Below are 16,584 nucleotides of genomic sequence, written 5' to 3' on the forward strand. Positions count from 1 at the left end.
ACCTTCCAATCGCAGCCTAGGGGAAAAGCAGCGCATGGATATCGCTGAACTGTTGGCGTTTTCTGTCAAGAACAAGGCATCGGACCTGCACCTGTCTGCAGGGCTGCCGCCGATGATCCGTGTCGATGGCGATGTCCGTCGCATCAATATTCCGGCGCTGGACCACAAGCAGGTGCACGCGCTGGTGTACGACATCATGTCGGACAAGCAGCGGCGCGACTACGAGGAATTCCTCGAGGTCGATTTCTCGTTCGAGATTCCCTCGCTGGCACGCTTCCGCGTCAATGCGTTCAACCAGAACCGCGGCGCCGGTGCGGTGTTCCGTACCATTCCCTCCGAAGTGCTGACGCTGGAAGACCTGGGCTGCCCGCCGATCTTCCGCCAGTTGATCGACCAGCCGCAGGGCCTGATCCTGGTCACCGGCCCGACCGGTTCGGGCAAGTCGACCACGCTGGCCGGCATGATCGACTACATCAACAAGAACGAATACGGCCACATCCTCACCGTCGAGGATCCGATCGAATTCGTGCACACCTCGCAGAAGTGCCTGATCAACCAGCGCGAAGTGCACCGCGACACGCACGGCTTCAACGAAGCGCTGCGCTCGGCACTGCGCGAGGACCCGGACATCATCCTCGTCGGCGAATTGCGCGACCTGGAGACCATCCGTCTGGCGCTCACCGCCGCGGAAACCGGCCACCTGGTGTTCGGCACCCTGCACACCAGCTCGGCCGCCAAGACCATCGATCGCATCATCGACGTGTTCCCGGCCGGCGAAAAGCCGATGGTGCGCTCGATGCTGTCCGAGTCGCTGCGCGCGGTGATTTCGCAGGCGCTGTTGAAAAAGGTCGGCGGCGGACGCACCGCGGCCTGGGAAATCATGGTCGGCACCCCGGCCATCCGCAACCTGATCCGCGAGGACAAGGTGGCGCAGATGTATTCCTCGATCCAGACCGGCCAGCAATACGGCATGCAGACCCTGGACCAGCATCTGCAGGACCTGGTCAAGCGCAGCCTGATCACGCGCAACCAGGCGCGCGAATACGCCAAGGACAAGCGGATATTCGAGTAGCCGGGATTCGGGATTCGGGATTGGGGATTCGCAACGGCGGCTCCCTGACCGGACCCCGCTCTTGCGAATCCCGAATCTCCCATCCCGAATCCCTGCTCCCGAGGAGCACGCCATGAGCACCATCGACTTCACCTCCTTCCTCAAGCTGATGGCGCATCAGAAGGCGTCGGATCTGTTCATCACCTCCGGCATGCCGCCGGCGATCAAGGTGCATGGCAAGATCAGCCCGATCACGCAGACACCGTTGACCGCGCAGCAGAGTCGCGACCTGGTGCTGAACGTGATGACGCCCTCGCAGCGCGAGGAGTTCGAAAAGACCCACGAGTGCAACTTCGCCATCGGCGTGTCCGGGGTCGGGCGTTTCCGTGTCAGCTGCTTCTACCAGCGCAACCAGGTGGGCATGGTGCTGCGCCGGATCGAGACGCGCATTCCCACCGTGGAAGAACTGAGCCTGCCGCCGGTGATCAAGACGCTGGCGATGACCAAGCGCGGCATCATCATCTTCGTCGGCGCCACCGGTACCGGTAAATCGACCTCGCTGGCGGCAATGATCGGCTACCGCAACCAGAATTCCACCGGGCACATCATCACCATCGAGGACCCGATCGAATTCGTGCACAAGCACGAAGGCTGCATCATCACCCAGCGCGAAGTCGGCATCGATACCGACAGCTGGGAGAATGCGCTGAAGAACACCCTGCGCCAGGCGCCGGACGTGATCATGATCGGCGAAGTGCGCACCCGCGAAGGCATGGACCACGCCATCGCCTTCGCCGAAACCGGCCACCTGGTGCTGTGCACGCTGCACGCCAACAACGCCAACCAGGCGATGGACCGCATCATCAACTTCTTCCCGGAAGACCGCCGCAACCAGCTGCTGATGGATCTGTCGCTGAACCTCAAGGGCGTGGTCGCGCAGCAGCTGATTCCGACGCCGGACGGGCGCGGCCGCCGCGTGGCGATGGAAATCATGCTGGGCACGCCGCTGGTGCAGGACTACATCCGCGACGGCGAGATCCACAAGCTCAAGGAGATCATGAAGGAGTCCACCAACCTGGGCATGCGCACCTTCGATCAGAGCCTGTTCGAGCTCTACCAGGCCGGTGAAATCAGCTACGAAGACGCGCTGCGCTACGCCGACTCGCAGAACGAAGTGCGTCTGCGCATCAAGCTCTCTCAAGGTGGCGATGCCAAGACCCTGGCACAGGGGCTGGATGGCGTGGAGATTGCCGAGGTTCGCTGAGGCCCGCAACTGGGGACGCCGGCAGGCGCCGCAGTCGAGCCAGCGCGGGCAAAGAGGATCTCTGCTGCAGCGTCGAACGTATGGCGCGGCAGTGCCCGCCGGATGACCATTGCGGTTACAGATGTAACCGCACCAGCCGATAGTGTCTAATATCGCACCCCACTGCAGTTCCCCACGCCTGTGAGCCTTACCGATTCCGATCTGCGTCCGGAGCAGGCCCCGTTGCCCGATGACGGCGCTGTGGTCACCTCCGGCCCGTTGACGCCGCCGCCGGATTCGGCGGGCACCGCTGCCGACGATCACGCCTTCCATCATTCGGTGGCGGAGGACGTGCAGGGCATGCTGCTGGCGACGTTGGTCGCGTCGCTGGGTCTGGCGATCTTCGCCAAGGGCGGCCTGATGATCGGCGGCATGGCGGGTGTGGCATTCCTGCTGCACTACGCGCTGGGCTGGAACTTTGGCCTGGTGTTCGTGCTGGTCAACCTGCCGTTCTATTGGTTGAGCGTGCGCCGGATGGGTTGGGAATTCACCCTGAAGACCTTCGTGGCGGTCGCTGCCTGCGGCGCGCTGACCAATCTGCTGCCGCGCTGGGCCGATTACGCGCAGATGAGCACCGCGTTTTCGGCCATTGCCGGCGGTGCGCTGTCCGGCCTTGGCATCCTGTTCTTCATTCGTCACCGCGGCAGCCTGGGCGGCATCGGCATTCTGGCGGTCTACCTGCAGCGCGAGCGCGGCTGGAGTGCGGGCAAGGTGCAGATGAGCTTCGATGCCATGCTGATGCTGGGGGCGTTCTTTGTATTGAAGCCGGACAAGGTGCTGTATTCGGCGATCGGCGCGCTGATGCTGAGTCTGGTGCTGATGTTCAATCACCGCCCGCATCGCTACATGGGGGTGTGATCTGCGGTTCGGCGCGTTGCGCACCCGTGGTGACCGCAGACGGCGAACCGTTCGCCGCTTCTAGGGTGACTTCTGCGCGATGATGCCAGTGAGGCCAGCCAGCAGCAGCCACGCGCTGCGCGAGCGCAATGCGATACGCAGCGTTGGCATACCAAACAACGGACCGGCGTTGCGTGCGACGCCGTGCAGATGCCGGCTCACGCGTGCTGCATCCATGCCGGTTTCAGCCTGGCAATCGTCTTGTAGACCGGGCATTGCGCATGGTGCGCGCCGGGCAGGTAGCCCAGGCTCATCAGGAATTCGCCGGTGATTTCGCCGCCGGTGAAGCGGAAGGTCTTCTTGAACAGTTTGACCCAGGCCGGCTTGTCCAGCGGGTGCTGCGCGTCCAGCCATTGCGCGAAGCTGCCGTGCGAACGACGCAGCGTCTGGATGACCTGCGCGTTGTGGATGGCCGCCAGAATCTTCGGGCGATTGCGGATGATGCCGGCATCGCCCAGCAGGCGGGCGATGCCGGTGTCGCCGTAGCCAGCCACGGTATCCACATCGAAGCCGTCATAGGCCTGCCGGAAATTGGCGCGCTTGCGCAGGATGGTCTCCCAGCTCAGGCCGGCCTGATTGATTTCCAGCACCAATCGCTCGAACAGCTCGCGTTCGTCGCGTTGCGGGAAGCCGTATTCGTGGTCGTGGTAATGGCCGTGCACCGGGTGGCCCGGGGCGATGCTGCAATAGTCGCTCATGGGGCGCGCTCCTGCCTGATGCCTTCGTCGGTGGGTTTGATGCTCATACGCCTGTCGCCCGGCAGCACCAGGTCCGGCCCGCGGCTGGGACGCGCCTGCACCTGGCCGTCGCGCAGTGCCTGGCGTGCCAGGGTCTGGGCATCGTTGCTGCCGGAATAGAACCGGGTCGTGCCTGCCTGATACCAGCCACCCTGGTTGCGCGCATACAGCACGCAGGCGATCGCATGGTCGCCTTTGACATCGCAGAGCAACACATCGGGCTGGCCGTCCCGGTCCAGATCGTCGCTGCTGACGATGCAGCGGCTGTCGTTGTGCGTGCACTCTCCCCGATCCTGCAGGCGCGGCGCGGACCTCAGCAGATAGGTCCACCAATCGGCTGGCGGGTCCGTCTTGCCGGCAGCCACGATGATCTGCTTGCGGATCTGCTCCAGGTCGGTCAGTTCCACGTGTTGCCACAGGCAGCGATCGCGCAGTTGCTGCAGGCTCAGCAGCAGCATGCTGGGCGCCGTCATCACCAGGGTGTACCAGCAGATGCGCACGCCCAGTTCGGTGAACGGCCGCACGTCGTGCTGCGCGCCCAGGGCGGCCAGGTACAGCAACCCGCCCTGCAACAGCGCGACCAGCACGATGAAGGCACGGGTCTGTCGCGGCAGGGGGATTTCGGGGCCGAGATTGTCGGTGCTGGGGAGGGTTCGCATGCACGGTCCATGTTCGAGGCAAGCGGCCAGTATGGCAGCGCCTCTGCGCGCGGCGGAACGAACGGCTAGAATGCGGCCATGTCCGTTTTACCCACGCCTCTGGCCAACCAACTGCTGATCGCGCTTCCGGCGCTGTCCGACCCCACGTTTTCGCGCAGCGTCGCGCTGATCTGCCAGCACGACGAGAACGGCGCGATGGGCGTGCTGGTGAATCGCCCGTCCGAGTACACCCTGGGCGAAGTGCTGTCGCAGATGGGGATCGAAACCGAAGACGCGCAGCTGTGCGAGCAGATCGTGCTCAGTGGCGGGCCGGTGCACCCGGAGCGCGGCTTCGTCATCCACGACGATGCGCGCGAGTGGGATTCCAGCCTGGAAGTGGGGCAGGGCGTGTTCCTGACCACCTCGCGCGACATCCTCGAAGCCATGGCCGCCGGCGAAGGCCCGCGTAATGCGCTGGTGGCGCTGGGCTGTGCAGGTTGGGGGGCGGGGCAGCTGGAATTCGAGCTGGGCGAGAACAGCTGGCTGACCGCGCCCTCCGATGCCAACGTGCTGTTCGATACCGTCCTGGAAGATCGCTGGCAGACGGCCGCCGGGCGCATCGGCGTGGATCTGTTCCGGCTGACGGATTATTCCGGGCATGCCTGAGGCGGGCACCAACCGCCCCGATGGCACGGTGCTGGGCTTCGATGTGGGGTCGCGCCGGATCGGCGTGGCGGTCGGCACCGCGTTGGGTGCAGGCGCACGTGCGGTGGCCGTGATCAGCGTGCATGCCGGCGGCCCGGACTGGGTAGCCCTGGACCGGGTGCACAAGCAATGGCGGCCCGACGGCCTGGTGGTCGGCGACCCGCTCACCCTGGACGACAAGGATCAGCCTGCGCGCAAGCGTGCCCATGCATTCGCCCGCCAGCTACGCGAGCGCTATGCGCTGCCGGTGGTGTTGATCGATGAGCGCTCCAGTTCGGTCGAGGCCGCGCAGCGTTTCGCGTGCGAGCGCGCCGATGGGCGCAAGCGTCGCCGCGATGCCGAGGCACTGGATGCGATGGCCGCGGCCGTGATCGTCGAACGCTGGTTGGCCGCGCCCGACCAGGCCACTCTTCTTCCCTGATTCCTGACCTGCGATGGCTGCCATGCAACTCGATTCGAATGGACGTTTGCGTCACCTGCTCACCCTGGAAGGATTGCCGCGCGCCACGCTGCTGCAACTGCTCGATCGCGCCGGCCAGATCCGCGATGCTGCGGTGGGCCGCGTCGGCAAGCGCAGCGTGCTGGCCGGCACCGCGGTGTGCACGCTGTTCTTCGAGCCGTCCACGCGGACGCGCAGCTCGTTCCATCTTGCTGCGCAGCGCCTGGGCGCCGACGTGCTCAACTTCGACGCGTCGACCTCTTCCACCCGCAAGGGCGAGACGGCGCGCGACACCTTGAAGAATCTGGAGGCGATGGGCGTGCGCGGGTTCGTGGTGCGCCATCCCGACGACGGCGCGGTGGAAGCGCTGGCCGCCGCAGCCGGCGAGGGCACCGCGCTGATCAATGCCGGCGACGGCCGCAGCGCGCACCCCACCCAGGGCCTGCTCGACATGCTCACCCTGCGCCAGGCCAAGGGCACTGATTTCTCCAAGCTCAAGGTCGTCATCGTCGGCGACGTGAAGCACTCGCGCGTGGCGCGATCGGACCTGCATGCGCTGCGCACGCTGGGCGCCGGCGAGATCCGCGTCTGTGGCCCGGCGAGCCTGCTGCCCGATGACGACATGCTGGACGGCTGCGTGGTCGGCCAGGACTTCGACGCCATGCTGGAAGGCGCCGATGCGCTGATGATGCTGCGCCTGCAGCGCGAGCGCATGGAAGAAGGCCTGGTGCCCTCGCTGGAGCAGTACCACACCGAATACGGCCTCACCCGCGAGCGGCTGGCGCGTGCCGGACGCGATGCGGCGGTACTGCATCCGGGCCCGATCAATCGCGGCGTGGAAATCACCGACGAAGTCGCCGATGGCGCGCAATCGTGCGTGTTGCGCCAGGTTGCCAACGGCGTGGCGGTGCGCATGGCGGTGCTGGAAACCCTGCTGGGTTGAGGCCGCCAGAAGAATACCCGCGTCCGCCACCAGGCGAGCGCGGACGTGAAGCGACCGAGGCAGGTCGCACGAATCGATACAGAACGTTTGCGCGCCTGAGCGCTGCGTCGTCGGCCACGACGCGTTGCCCGCTGTTAGTGCAGCTGAAACGCCTGCCTTGGTGGTGAAGCGCCGTATCACCGTCTGCACTGTGTGCCAGGTGCAGCCACGCCGTTGCGTCGTATCGATTGCCTAAGTCGCGAAGTTCGCGATGCAGGAGTGCTGCATAAGGCTGCAGCACTCCTGTGCGGCACCTGTTTAGCGGCGAAGCACTAAACCAATAACCGCATTTCCGGGCAGCAGATTTTCAGGCCCGTTGCCAATGGCCCAGAGCCTTGCCAACAAACCCAACCCGTAGCCTGCTCTTGCGATTCCCGATTCCCGATTCCCAGCACCACCGCGTAACACCCGCTCCCCTATCGTGAGGTCCCTTTCATCGCAGGAGACCACAATGGGTATTTCGCGCCATGCCACCGCACACTGGGAAGGCGACCTCAAGACCGGCAAGGGTCAGCTCAGCACGCCGCAAAGCGGCCTGATGGACAACACCCGCTACGCCTTCAGCAGCCGCTTCGGCGATGAGAAGGGCACCAATCCGGAAGAGCTCATCGCCGCTGCGCACGCGGGCTGCTTCACCATGGCGCTGTCGGCGCAGCTGAGCGAAGCGGGCTTCCCGCCGGCCTCGCTGGATACGCGCGCGGACGTCGACCTGTCGATGGAAGGCGGCCCGCAGCTGTCGCAGATCCGCCTCAAGCTCACCGCCGTGGTGCCCGGCATCGATGAAGCCAAGTTTCGCGAGCTGGCCGATACCGCCAAGAAAAATTGCCCGGTGTCCAAGGCATTGAGCGCAGTGCCGATCAGTCTGGAGACCGAGTTCTCCAACTGATGCGCTGCGCGTGCATGGCGTCGGCGCGCGCCGGCGCCATGCAGCTGGCGACAACCTGAATAGGACTCTCGACGGCCCGTCTGGTTCAGGGCGGTTTCACTGCCGCGAGCCGAGCATCGGCAGCGTGTCCTCCCTGTGAAGCTGCCGCAATGAAAACTCTTGTGCTTGGTGCTCTGGTAATGGGTCTGGCCGTAGCGGGCAACGCAACGGCGCAGCGCTACGACAGCGGCTACCGCGACACCTATCGCGGCGGCTACGAGGACGGTCGTTACGAATACGCGCGGGTGGTGCGCGTGGACCCGATCATCGTGTCGGACTCCTACAACGAACGCAGCAGCGAGCGCTGCTACAACCGCCCGTCCGATGGCTACTACACCAGCAATGATGGCTACTATCGCGATGGCGGAAGTTATGGCTCGCCCAATGCCTCCAACCGCGGCGTCGCCAGCGTCATCGGCGGTATTGCCGGCGCGGTGCTCGGCAGTCAGGTGGGTGGCGGTAACGGACGTCTGGTTGGCACCGCTGTCGGCACCATGGCCGGTGTCGCGGCGGGTCGTTCGATCTACGAAGCCAATCACCGCACCTATCAGGGCAACGTCAGCGTCTGCGAGCCGGTGTCGTATCGCACCACGCGCGAACGGGTGGACGGTTACGACGTGACCTACGAATACGGCGGCCGCATGTATCACACGCGTAGCGATTACAACCCGGGCGACCGGATCCGCGTGCGCGTGGACGTACGCCCCGACTGATTGACTGCATCGGGGCTGTTTGTAAAAAAACGCTGCGGGAGACCGCAGCGTTTTTTGCGTCGGGAGTCATGCAGTGAGTGAGCATTGTGCGATGGTGCTCGATGGCACGTCGCATGCGAAAGACTGCAAAAACTTCTGGATTCGACGGCCAAACGCAGGCGCGCTGCGCGTTGGGTGGTATCGGGCTGAGCTCCCAGCGCAGAAGAATGTCGGTCAGGTTTGTCTTAGACCACCCGTCTCAGTTTGGCGGAGACAGTGACGCTGCAGCCCTGCAGCCCACAGCTCAACTCCAGTCCAAGGTCCCGCGAATCACCGTCTGCACCTGGCCGCCGGACCACACGTCGCCGTTGCTGTCGATACGCAGCTCCAGCAAGGCATCGAAGCCGATTTCGCGGCCCTGGCTGACCACATAGCGGCGGCCACTGCCAGGTAGCGCATGGCGGCTGTCCAGCCATGCGGCCAGCACGGCATTGGCCGCGCCGGAAGCGGCGTCTTCGAAGCGCCGTCCGTTACCGACGAACGCGCGCACGGCCAGGTCGTAGCTGCCTGCGGTCGCGGCGCGCGCATAGGCGAACACGCCCATGCTGCCGGTGGATTCGGCCAACGCGGCAATCGCGTCCCAGTCCGGTTGCAGGCTGCGCAAGGCGGTTTCGCTGGCCAGTTCCACTACCCACCAGGTGCGTCCACCGTCCATCAACGCGGGTGGCAGGCTGCCGAGCGGCCAGCCATGCAGCGCAGCGTGCAGGCGCGGGTCGTCGGCAGTGACCTGTTCGGCGACGCGGGCGCGTGGCGTGCGGATGGCGATGCTGCGGTGGCCATCGATCTGCTCCACCCGCAGCGGCAACTGCCCGGCGATGCCGTCCTGCACCAGCAGGCCGTCGTCGGGCGCGGCCAGCCCGGCGTCGAGCACCGCATGCGCCGTGCCCACGCTGGGGTGGCCGGCGAACGGGACTTCTTTTTGCGGCGAGAACATGCGCAACCGGTAACTGCTGTGGGCATCGGCTGCAGGGAACACGAAGGTGGTCTCCGGCAGCTTGGTCCAGCGCGCAATCGCCTGCATGGCGGTATCGTCCAGCCCCTGCGCATCCAGTACCACTGCCAGCGGGTTGCCGCTGCCTGGGCGGGCGGAGAACACATCCAGTTGCAGGAAACGGCGGGTGGTCATGAGGGGCGATTCGCGGGCAGGGCGCGGCAGCTTACCAATCGATGTGGCCGTCGATCACCTGCAGCGTCGTTCCGCCGATCCAAACCTCGCCCTGCTCGTCCAGTTCCACCTGGATGCGTCCGTCGCGGCCGACCTCACGGCCCTGGCTGGCGACGTAGCGCGAGCCCTCGCCCGGCAGGCGTCCCTCGCGGTGCAGGCGTGCGGCGATGCACGCATTGGCGCTGCCGGTGACCGGGTCTTCCGGGATGCCATCGCCGGGGCAGAACGCGCGCACGACCAGGTCTTCGGTGCCGCCATCGTCGGGCGCGTAGATGGCCAACCCGGTGGCCGCGCTGGCCTGGGTCAGGCGGGTGATCGCGGCGAAATCGGGCACGGCCTGCCGCACCGCATCGGCATCGGCCAGTTCCAGCAGCCACCAATTGGGGCCGTTGTTCCATAACGCTGCCGGATGCGGGGCCGTGCGCAACCCGGCGCAGGCGGCATGCACTGCTGCTGCGTGGCTGTCGCCGGTCGCCACCAGGTGCGCACGCGGTGCGCGCAGCCGGACCTGCAGGGCGCCGTGTCGGTCGAATACCTCCACCGGCAGCACGCCGGCTGCGCATTGCTGGCGCAGGCGGCCGTCGGCCTTAAAGCCGGTCAGCCCGTGGGTGGCCGCGGCCCATGCCGCACCCACGCTGGGGTGGCCGGCGAACGGGAGTTCCGCGCGCGGGGTGAAGATGCGGATGTGATAGTCGGCGTCCGGCACGCTGACCGGCAGGAAAAAGATCGTCTCCGACAGGTTCAGCCATGCGGCGATCTGCTGCATCTGCTCGCTCGACAGTGCACCCGCGTCGAACACCACGCCCAGCGGATTGCCGGAGCCGGTGCGGCTGGCGAAGACGTCCAGTTGCAGGTAGCGATGCTTGCTCATCTATGCGCGGTCTCGGGTCAGGCAGTCATGCGGATGGTTGCAGCGTAAACCGTTGTGGCGCGGCGATAGCACAGCGCGGATTGCGGCCACTGACAAGGTCATGCAACGGATATTGGCAGTAGAATCGGGGGTTCCGCCCGGTATACCGGCTTTTCCCCCCCCAATCTCAAACGCCTACTCCATGTCAGCTCCCCACTCTACCGATCGTTGGATCGTCCTCAAGTTCGGCGGCACTTCGGTGTCGCGTCGTCATCGCTGGGACACGATTGGAAAACTGGCGGGCAAACGGGCGAACGAAACCGGCGGCCGCGTGCTGGTGGTGGTGTCTGCATTGTCGGGCGTGACCAACGAGCTCACTGCCATTGCCGATGGCGCCGCCGACAGTGCGCAGCGCGTGGCCGCGCTGGAGCAGCGTCATCGCGAGTTCGTTGCCGAGCTCGAGCTCGATGCACAGACAGTGCTGGGCGAGCGGTTGGCCGCGTTGCACGCCTTGCTTGCCGATGCGCGTGCCGCAACGCGCACGCTCGATTGGCAGGCCGAGGTGCTGGGGCAGGGCGAATTGCTGTCTTCCACCATCGGTGCGGCGTATCTGCATGCCCGTGGCCTGGACATGGGCTGGCTGGACGCGCGGCAGTGGCTGTCGGCGTTGCCGCCGCAGCCCAATCAGAGCGAGTGGTCCAAGCGCCTGTCGGTGTCATGCCAGTGGCAATCGGATGCGGACTGGCGCGCGCGTTTCGATGCGCAGCCCACGCGCCTGTTGATCACGCAGGGTTTCATTTCGCGACACGCCGATGGCGGCACCGCCATCCTGGGCCGTGGCGGTTCGGACACCTCGGCGGCGTACTTCGGCGCGCTGCTCGGTGCCAGCCGGGTCGAAATCTGGACCGACGTGCCCGGCATGTTCAGCGCCAACCCGAAGGACGTGCCCGACGCGCGCCTGCTGACCCGGCTGGACTATTACGAAGCACAGGAAATCGCCACCACCGGTGCCAAGGTGCTGCATCCGCGGTCGATCAAGCCCTGCCGCGATTCCGGCGTGCCGATGGCGATCCTGGATACCGAACGCCCGGATCTGCCCGGCACCAGCATCGACGGCAGCGCCGAGCCGGTGCCTGGCGTCAAGGCGATCAGCCGTCGCAACGGTATCGTCTTGGTGTCGATGGAAGGCATCGGCATGTGGCAGCAGGTGGGCTTCCTGGCCGATGTGTTCGCATTGTTCAAGAAGCATGGCCTGTCGGTGGACCTGATCGGTTCGGCCGAGACCAATGTCACCGTGTCGCTGGATCCGTCGGAAAACCTGGTCAATACCGACGTACTGGCGGCGCTGTCGGCGGATCTGTCGCAGATCTGCAAGGTCAAGATCATTGTTCCTTGCGCGGCGATCACCCTGGTCGGGCGCGGCATGCGCTCGCTGCTGCACAAGCTGTCCGATGTGTGGGCCACGTTCGGGCAGGAACGCGTGCACATGATTTCGCAGTCGTCCAACGACTTGAACCTGACCTTCGTCATCGATGAAGCCGATGCCGATGGCCTGCTGCCGATCCTGCATGCCGAACTGATCGACAGCGGTGCGATGCCGGTCAGCGAAGGCGAGGTGTTCGGACCGCGCTGGCGGCAGATCATCGGCTCGGTGCGGCCGCGGCCCACGCCGTGGTGGCATGCCGAGCGCGCGCATCTGCTGACCCTGTCCAGGGCCGGCACGCCGCGTTACGTCTATCACCTGCCCACGGTGCGTGCGCGGGCGCAGGCGCTGGCGCAGATTGCCGCGGTGGATCAGCGCTATTACGCCATCAAGGCCAATGCGCATCCGGCGATCCTGATGGCGCTGGAACAGGCTGGTTTCGGGCTGGAATGCGTGTCGCACGGTGAACTGCGCCGGGTGTTCCAGACGCTGCCGGAGCTGTCGCCGCGGCGGGTGCTGTTCACCCCGAGCTTTGCGTCCAGGGCCGAGTACGAAGCCGCCTTTGCGCTTGGCGTGACCGTCACCGTGGACAACGTCGAGGCGCTGCGCAACTGGCCGGAGGTGTTTGGTGGCCGCAACGTGTGGTTGCGCATCGACCTGGGCCACGGCGATGGCCACCACGAGAAGGTCAATACCGGCGGCAAGGCGTCCAAGTTCGGCTTGTCGTCCACGCGCGTGGACGAGTTCGTGGAGGCGGCGCGCACGCTCGATGTCACCATCACCGGCGTGCATGCGCACCTGGGCAGCGGCGTGGAGACCGGCGAGCACTGGCGGATGATGTACGACGAACTGGCCGGCTTCGCGCGTCGCATCGGCACGGTGGAGACCATCGATATCGGCGGCGGCCTGCCGATTCCGTACAGCGCCGAAGACGAGCCGTTCGATCTGGAGGTATGGGCCAAGGGCCTGGCCGAGGTCAAGGCCGTGCATCCTGGTTATCGCCTGGCGATCGAACCGGGCCGCTATCTGGTGGCCGAGGCCGGTGTGCTGCTGGCGCAGGTCACCCAGGTGATCGAAAAGGACGGCGTGCAGCGCGTGGGGCTGGATGCGGGCATGAATACCTTGATTCGCCCGGCGCTCTACGACGCCTGGCACGACATCGAAAACCTGAGTCGGCTTGACGCGCCGGCCGATGGCAGTTTCGATATCGTCGGACCGATCTGCGAATCCTCGGACGTGTTCGGCAAGCGCCGCCGGCTGCCGGCCAGCACCGCGCCGGAGGATGTGATGCTGGTGGCCGATGCCGGTGCATACGGCTATTCGATGGCCAGCACCTACAACCAGCGCGAGTTGCCGCGCGAAGAGGTCATCGATGCGCCCGCTGGCTGAGTTCGTGGTGCTCAGCATGCTGGCCGGCGCTGCGTCGATGGTGATGTCCACGGCCATCGACATGGTCGACCTGCGCGTACCCTGGACCGACAGCCTGAAGTGGGTGTTGCCCGCAGTGCTTGCCGCCGGCACCGGCGCGTGGTGCTCCGGCCGCTGGCAGCAGCGTCGCCAGGCGCGCGCCTCGGCACGGCAGGCTGGCGGCATGGCGGTGCGCACGGTGCTGTTGAGCGGGCTCAGCTATCTGCCGGCGCTGCTGGTGTACCTGTTGCTGGCGCTGGCGGTGACCGGCGATGCGAAGGTGATCGGCTCGCAGGTCGTGCTGCTGCTGTTCGCGGTCGGTTGCCTGCCGCTGCTGTGGGCCGCGGTACCGTTTTCCATGATTGAATATGTCCTGTGCCGACGTTATCTGCGTCGTTTGCACGTTCCTGCAGGTAGTCCATGAGCGCTTTCGACAAACACCAGATCTCCACATTCCGTTTCGTGCGCTGCGCGCTCGACGCGCAGACCGGCGTGGCGACGCTGGTGTATGCCTTCGACCAGGGCCCGGAACTGGTGGAAACCGTCGCCGTGCCGGGCGCACCGTTCGCGTTTGAGGGCGCACACGCCGCTGCCGTGCAACAGGCGCTTCGCTTGCTGCACCTGATTGCGGGCGTGAGTTACTACAAGGCTGCAGTGCCGCCAACGATTGCCATCGACGATTACAGCATCGATGCGGACACCGCCGCATTGGTGGAAAGCGTGTATCTGCATGGCCTGGGCGAGTTCGCCTACCGCAATGGCTTGAACCTGCACGGCAAGATCAACTTTCCGGTGGCTGCGCAGGCAGCTGACCAAGCGCCTGCGCTGGGCTTGCGCGAGCATGCATTGGTCGCCATCGGTGGCGGCAAGGATTCGCTGGTCAGCATCGAGGCCCTGCGCCAGGCCGGTGTCGATCAGACCGTGAGCTGGATCGGTGGCTCGCAGCTCATCCGTGCCTGCGCCGAGCGCACCGGCCTGCCGGTGCTCAATGTCGGCCGCGTCCTGGCGCCGGAGCTGTTCGAGCTCAATCGCCAGGGCGCCTGGAACGGGCATATTCCCGTCACTGCGGTGAATTCGGCCATCCTGGTGCTGTCGGCATTGCTGACCGGTGTGGACCAGGCGGTGTTTTCCAACGAGCGCTCGGCCAGCTACGGCAGCCAGATTCCGGGCACCGGCGAGGTCAATCACCAGTGGTCCAAGGGCTGGGCCTTCGAACAGGCGTTCGGCGAGTACGTGCAGCGGCACGTAGCGGCCGATCTGCGCTACTACTCGTTGCTGCGGCCGTTGTCAGAGCTGGCAGTGGCGCGGCAGTTCGCCAAGACCGATCACTACGACGCGCATTTTTCCAGCTGCAACCGCAACTTCCACATCATGGGCGAACGCCCGGTACACCGCTGGTGCGGGGTGTGCCCGAAGTGCCACTTCGTATTCCTGGCGCTGGCCCCCTTCATGCCGAAGACGCGACTGGTGGGGATCTTCGGGCGCAATCTGCTCGACGATGCCGCGCAGGCCGGCGGCTACGACGCGCTGCTGGAATTTCAGGACCACAAGCCGTTCGAATGCGTGGGCGAGGGCCGCGAATCGCGCGCTGCGATGGCGTTGCTGGCAACGCGGGCGGAGTGGAAGGAAGACGCACTGGTGACGCGCTTCATCCGCGAGATCCAGCCGCAACTGGATCCGCAGGAGCTGCAGCTGGAGCCGTTGATGTCCATCGATGGCGAGCACCGTATCCCGGCGGCGCTGTGGGAGCGCGTGCGTGCGAATTTCGCAGCTTGAGGGCAGGGCGGTTGCGTTGTGGGGATGGGGGCGCGAAGGACGCGCGGCGTATCGCGCATTGCGCACCGCGCTGCCTGCCCAGCCATTGACGGTGTTCTGCAGTGCCGAGGAGGCGCGCGAACTCGCGGCGCTGGACGATGCGGCATTGCAGGTAGAGACCGATTCCAGCGCGCAGGCGTTGGGCCGGTTCGAGATCGTGCTGAAGTCGCCCGGCATCAGCCCGTATCGCGCCGAGGCGTTGGCCGCCGCCGCGCACGGCACGCGGTTCATCGGCGGCACCGCGCTGTGGTTTGCAGAGCACGCGCGGACCGATGGCGACGTGCCTGGCGTCATCTGTGTCACCGGTACCAAGGGCAAGAGCACCACCACTGCGCTGTTGGCGCACCTGCTGCGCAGCGCCGGGCACCGTACCGCGCTGGTCGGCAATATCGGCCAACCCTTGCTGGAAGTGCTGGCACCGCAGCCGCCACCGGCGTACTGGGCGATCGAGTTGTCCAGCTACCAGACCGGCGAGGTCGCGCGCAGCGGTGCGCGCCCGCAGCTGGCGCTGGTGTTGAACCTGTTTCCCGAACACCTGGACTGGCACGGCGATGAGGCGCGCTACGTGCGCGACAAGCTGTCGCTGGTGACCGAAGGCCGCCCGCGGATCGCCTTGCTCAACGCCGCCGATCCGCTGCTGCGCGGTATGCAGTTGCCCGAGAGCGAGGTGCGCTGGTTCAATCATCCCGACGGCTGGCATTTGCGCGGCGACGTGGTGTACCGCGGCGAGCAGGCCATTTTCGATACCGCCAACGTGCCGCTGCCCGGCGAACATAACCGCCGTAATCTGTGCGCGGTGCTGGCCGCTGTGGAGGCGCTGGACCTGGATGCCGCTGCACTCGCGCCGGCCGCGTCGAGTTTCCGCCCCTTGCCCAATCGGCTGCAGTTGCTGGGCAGCGTGGATGGCATCAGCTACGTCAACGACTCGATCAGCACCACGCCGCATGCGTCGCTGGCCGCGCTGGCGTGCTTCGCGCAGCGCCGCGTGGCCCTGCTGGTCGGCGGCCACGATCGCGGGCTGGATTGGCAGGATTTCGCCGAGCATATGGCGCAGCAGGCACCGCTGGAAATCGTCACCATGGGCGCCAATGGCCCGCGGATCCATGCGTTACTGGCGCCGCTGGCCGTAAGCGGTCGCTTCGGCCTGCATGCTGCCGACGACCTGGAGCACGCGATGCGGCTGGCACGCCAGGCGCTGGGCGAGCAGGGCGGCGTGGTGCTGCTGTCGCCGGGTGCGCCCAGCTTCGGGGCGTATAGCGACTACGTTGCGCGCGGCCGCCATTTTGCGCAGCTGGCCGGGTTCGATCCGGCGGCGATCAGTGCGATTCCCGGCTTGGGCGTGCAATAGCGCTGCGTTGCTCGCGCGCGGAGCGACGGCGCCATCCGCCCCGGGTTTTTCGACGGCCGTGGCAGAACGCCGACGCGATCGGTCCGTCGGCATCCACGCTGACCCGGCCTGCACGGCGGCAGCGCCTACACTCGCCGGACCTTCCCG

Annotated in this window: 16 protein-coding genes; 12 read left to right on the forward strand and 4 right to left on the reverse strand. The window is 66.0% G+C overall.

All coding sequences use genetic code 11. The annotated features are described in order from the left end of the window. Positions 1 to 34: 34 nt before the first annotated feature. The 3 genes from XCSCFBP4642_RS0104970 (at position 35) to XCSCFBP4642_RS0104980 (ending at position 3,212) form a co-directional block, all read left to right on the forward strand. A complete protein-coding gene (locus XCSCFBP4642_RS0104970) occupies positions 35 to 1,072 on the forward strand; it encodes a type IV pilus twitching motility protein PilT (protein ID WP_003489919.1) in 1,038 nt (345 codons plus the stop codon). A gap of 112 nt (positions 1,073 to 1,184) precedes the next feature. Further along, positions 1,185 to 2,315, forward strand: a complete 1,131-nt coding sequence (locus XCSCFBP4642_RS0104975; protein ID WP_029218821.1) for a PilT/PilU family type 4a pilus ATPase — start codon at positions 1,185 to 1,187, stop codon at positions 2,313 to 2,315. Between the two features lie 222 nt (positions 2,316 to 2,537). Continuing rightward, positions 2,538 to 3,212, forward strand: coding sequence for a YitT family protein (locus XCSCFBP4642_RS0104980; RefSeq protein ID WP_029218822.1), 675 nt, complete (start codon positions 2,538 to 2,540; stop codon positions 3,210 to 3,212). A gap of 197 nt (positions 3,213 to 3,409) precedes the next feature. Here XCSCFBP4642_RS0104980 and XCSCFBP4642_RS0104990 read toward each other — a convergent pair whose 3' ends face one another. Together XCSCFBP4642_RS0104990 and XCSCFBP4642_RS30685 are read right to left on the reverse strand one after the other, a co-directional pair. Next, positions 3,410 to 3,949 (reverse strand): DNA-3-methyladenine glycosylase I, encoded by a 540-nt coding sequence (locus tag XCSCFBP4642_RS0104990; protein WP_029218823.1) that lies wholly within the window; start codon positions 3,947 to 3,949, stop codon positions 3,410 to 3,412. Continuing rightward, on the reverse strand, positions 3,946 to 4,647 hold the full coding sequence (locus tag XCSCFBP4642_RS30685) for a hypothetical protein (protein WP_029218824.1): 702 nt from the start codon (positions 4,645 to 4,647) through the stop codon (positions 3,946 to 3,948). Before XCSCFBP4642_RS30685 ends, XCSCFBP4642_RS0104990 begins: the two co-directional genes overlap by 4 nt. Positions 4,648 to 4,725: 78 nt before the next feature. Here XCSCFBP4642_RS30685 and XCSCFBP4642_RS0105000 point away from each other — a divergent pair, with 78 nt between their 5' ends. From XCSCFBP4642_RS0105000 to XCSCFBP4642_RS0105020, 5 genes are all read left to right on the forward strand, one after another. After that, positions 4,726 to 5,292 carry a YqgE/AlgH family protein gene (locus XCSCFBP4642_RS0105000; protein WP_029218825.1) on the forward strand — a complete coding sequence of 189 codons (567 nt, stop codon included), beginning with the start codon at positions 4,726 to 4,728 and terminating at the stop codon, positions 5,290 to 5,292. Further along, positions 5,285 to 5,752, forward strand: a complete 468-nt coding sequence (ruvX, locus tag XCSCFBP4642_RS0105005; protein ID WP_029218826.1) for a Holliday junction resolvase RuvX — start codon at positions 5,285 to 5,287, stop codon at positions 5,750 to 5,752. The genes XCSCFBP4642_RS0105000 and ruvX overlap by 8 nt, the downstream gene beginning before the upstream one ends. A 13-nt stretch (positions 5,753 to 5,765) precedes the next feature. After that, the gene (locus tag XCSCFBP4642_RS0105010) at positions 5,766 to 6,713 is read left to right on the forward strand and encodes an aspartate carbamoyltransferase catalytic subunit (RefSeq protein ID WP_029218827.1); all 948 of its coding nucleotides are present in this window, start codon (positions 5,766 to 5,768) and stop codon (positions 6,711 to 6,713) included. A gap of 490 nt (positions 6,714 to 7,203) precedes the next feature. Then, on the forward strand, positions 7,204 to 7,638 hold the full coding sequence (locus tag XCSCFBP4642_RS0105015; RefSeq protein WP_029218828.1) for an OsmC family protein: 435 nt from the start codon (positions 7,204 to 7,206) through the stop codon (positions 7,636 to 7,638). A 149-nt stretch (positions 7,639 to 7,787) separates the two neighbouring features. Then, positions 7,788 to 8,390 (forward strand): glycine zipper 2TM domain-containing protein, encoded by a 603-nt coding sequence (locus XCSCFBP4642_RS0105020; RefSeq protein ID WP_033898006.1) that lies wholly within the window; start codon positions 7,788 to 7,790, stop codon positions 8,388 to 8,390. Positions 8,391 to 8,673: 283 nt separating this feature from the next. Here XCSCFBP4642_RS0105020 and XCSCFBP4642_RS0105025 read toward each other — a convergent pair whose 3' ends face one another. After that, on the reverse strand, positions 8,674 to 9,555 hold the full coding sequence (locus XCSCFBP4642_RS0105025; protein ID WP_029218830.1) for a PhzF family phenazine biosynthesis protein: 882 nt from the start codon (positions 9,553 to 9,555) through the stop codon (positions 8,674 to 8,676). Between the two features lie 31 nt (positions 9,556 to 9,586). Further along, positions 9,587 to 10,465 (reverse strand): PhzF family phenazine biosynthesis protein, encoded by an 879-nt coding sequence (locus XCSCFBP4642_RS0105030; protein WP_029218831.1) that lies wholly within the window; start codon positions 10,463 to 10,465, stop codon positions 9,587 to 9,589. 181 nt (positions 10,466 to 10,646) lie between these two features. Between XCSCFBP4642_RS0105030 and XCSCFBP4642_RS0105035 the strand changes: the two genes are divergently transcribed. Genes XCSCFBP4642_RS0105035 through murD form a run of 4 tightly spaced genes read left to right on the forward strand, consistent with a single transcriptional unit; the run spans position 10,647 to position 16,437 of the window. After that, the gene (locus XCSCFBP4642_RS0105035; protein ID WP_029218832.1) at positions 10,647 to 13,256 is read left to right on the forward strand and encodes a bifunctional aspartate kinase/diaminopimelate decarboxylase; all 2,610 of its coding nucleotides are present in this window, start codon (positions 10,647 to 10,649) and stop codon (positions 13,254 to 13,256) included. Continuing rightward, positions 13,240 to 13,698 (forward strand): hypothetical protein, encoded by a 459-nt coding sequence (locus XCSCFBP4642_RS0105040; RefSeq protein WP_029218833.1) that lies wholly within the window; start codon positions 13,240 to 13,242, stop codon positions 13,696 to 13,698. Before XCSCFBP4642_RS0105035 ends, XCSCFBP4642_RS0105040 begins: the two co-directional genes overlap by 17 nt. Beyond that, positions 13,695 to 15,050: a UDP-N-acetyl-alpha-D-muramoyl-L-alanyl-L-glutamate epimerase gene (gene murL / locus XCSCFBP4642_RS0105045; protein WP_029218834.1), complete on the forward strand. Its 1,356-nt coding sequence runs from the start codon at positions 13,695 to 13,697 to the stop codon at positions 15,048 to 15,050. The genes XCSCFBP4642_RS0105040 and murL overlap by 4 nt, the downstream gene beginning before the upstream one ends. Further along, entirely contained in the window at positions 15,031 to 16,437 is a 1,407-nt protein-coding gene (gene murD, locus XCSCFBP4642_RS0105050) for a UDP-N-acetylmuramoyl-L-alanine--D-glutamate ligase (protein ID WP_029218835.1), read from the forward strand. Before murL ends, murD begins: the two co-directional genes overlap by 20 nt. Positions 16,438 to 16,584 lie beyond the last annotated feature (147 nt).

Origin of the sequence: Xanthomonas cassavae CFBP 4642 (genome assembly GCF_000454545.1) — a bacterium.
GTDB lineage: Bacteria > Pseudomonadota > Gammaproteobacteria > Xanthomonadales > Xanthomonadaceae > Xanthomonas > Xanthomonas cassavae.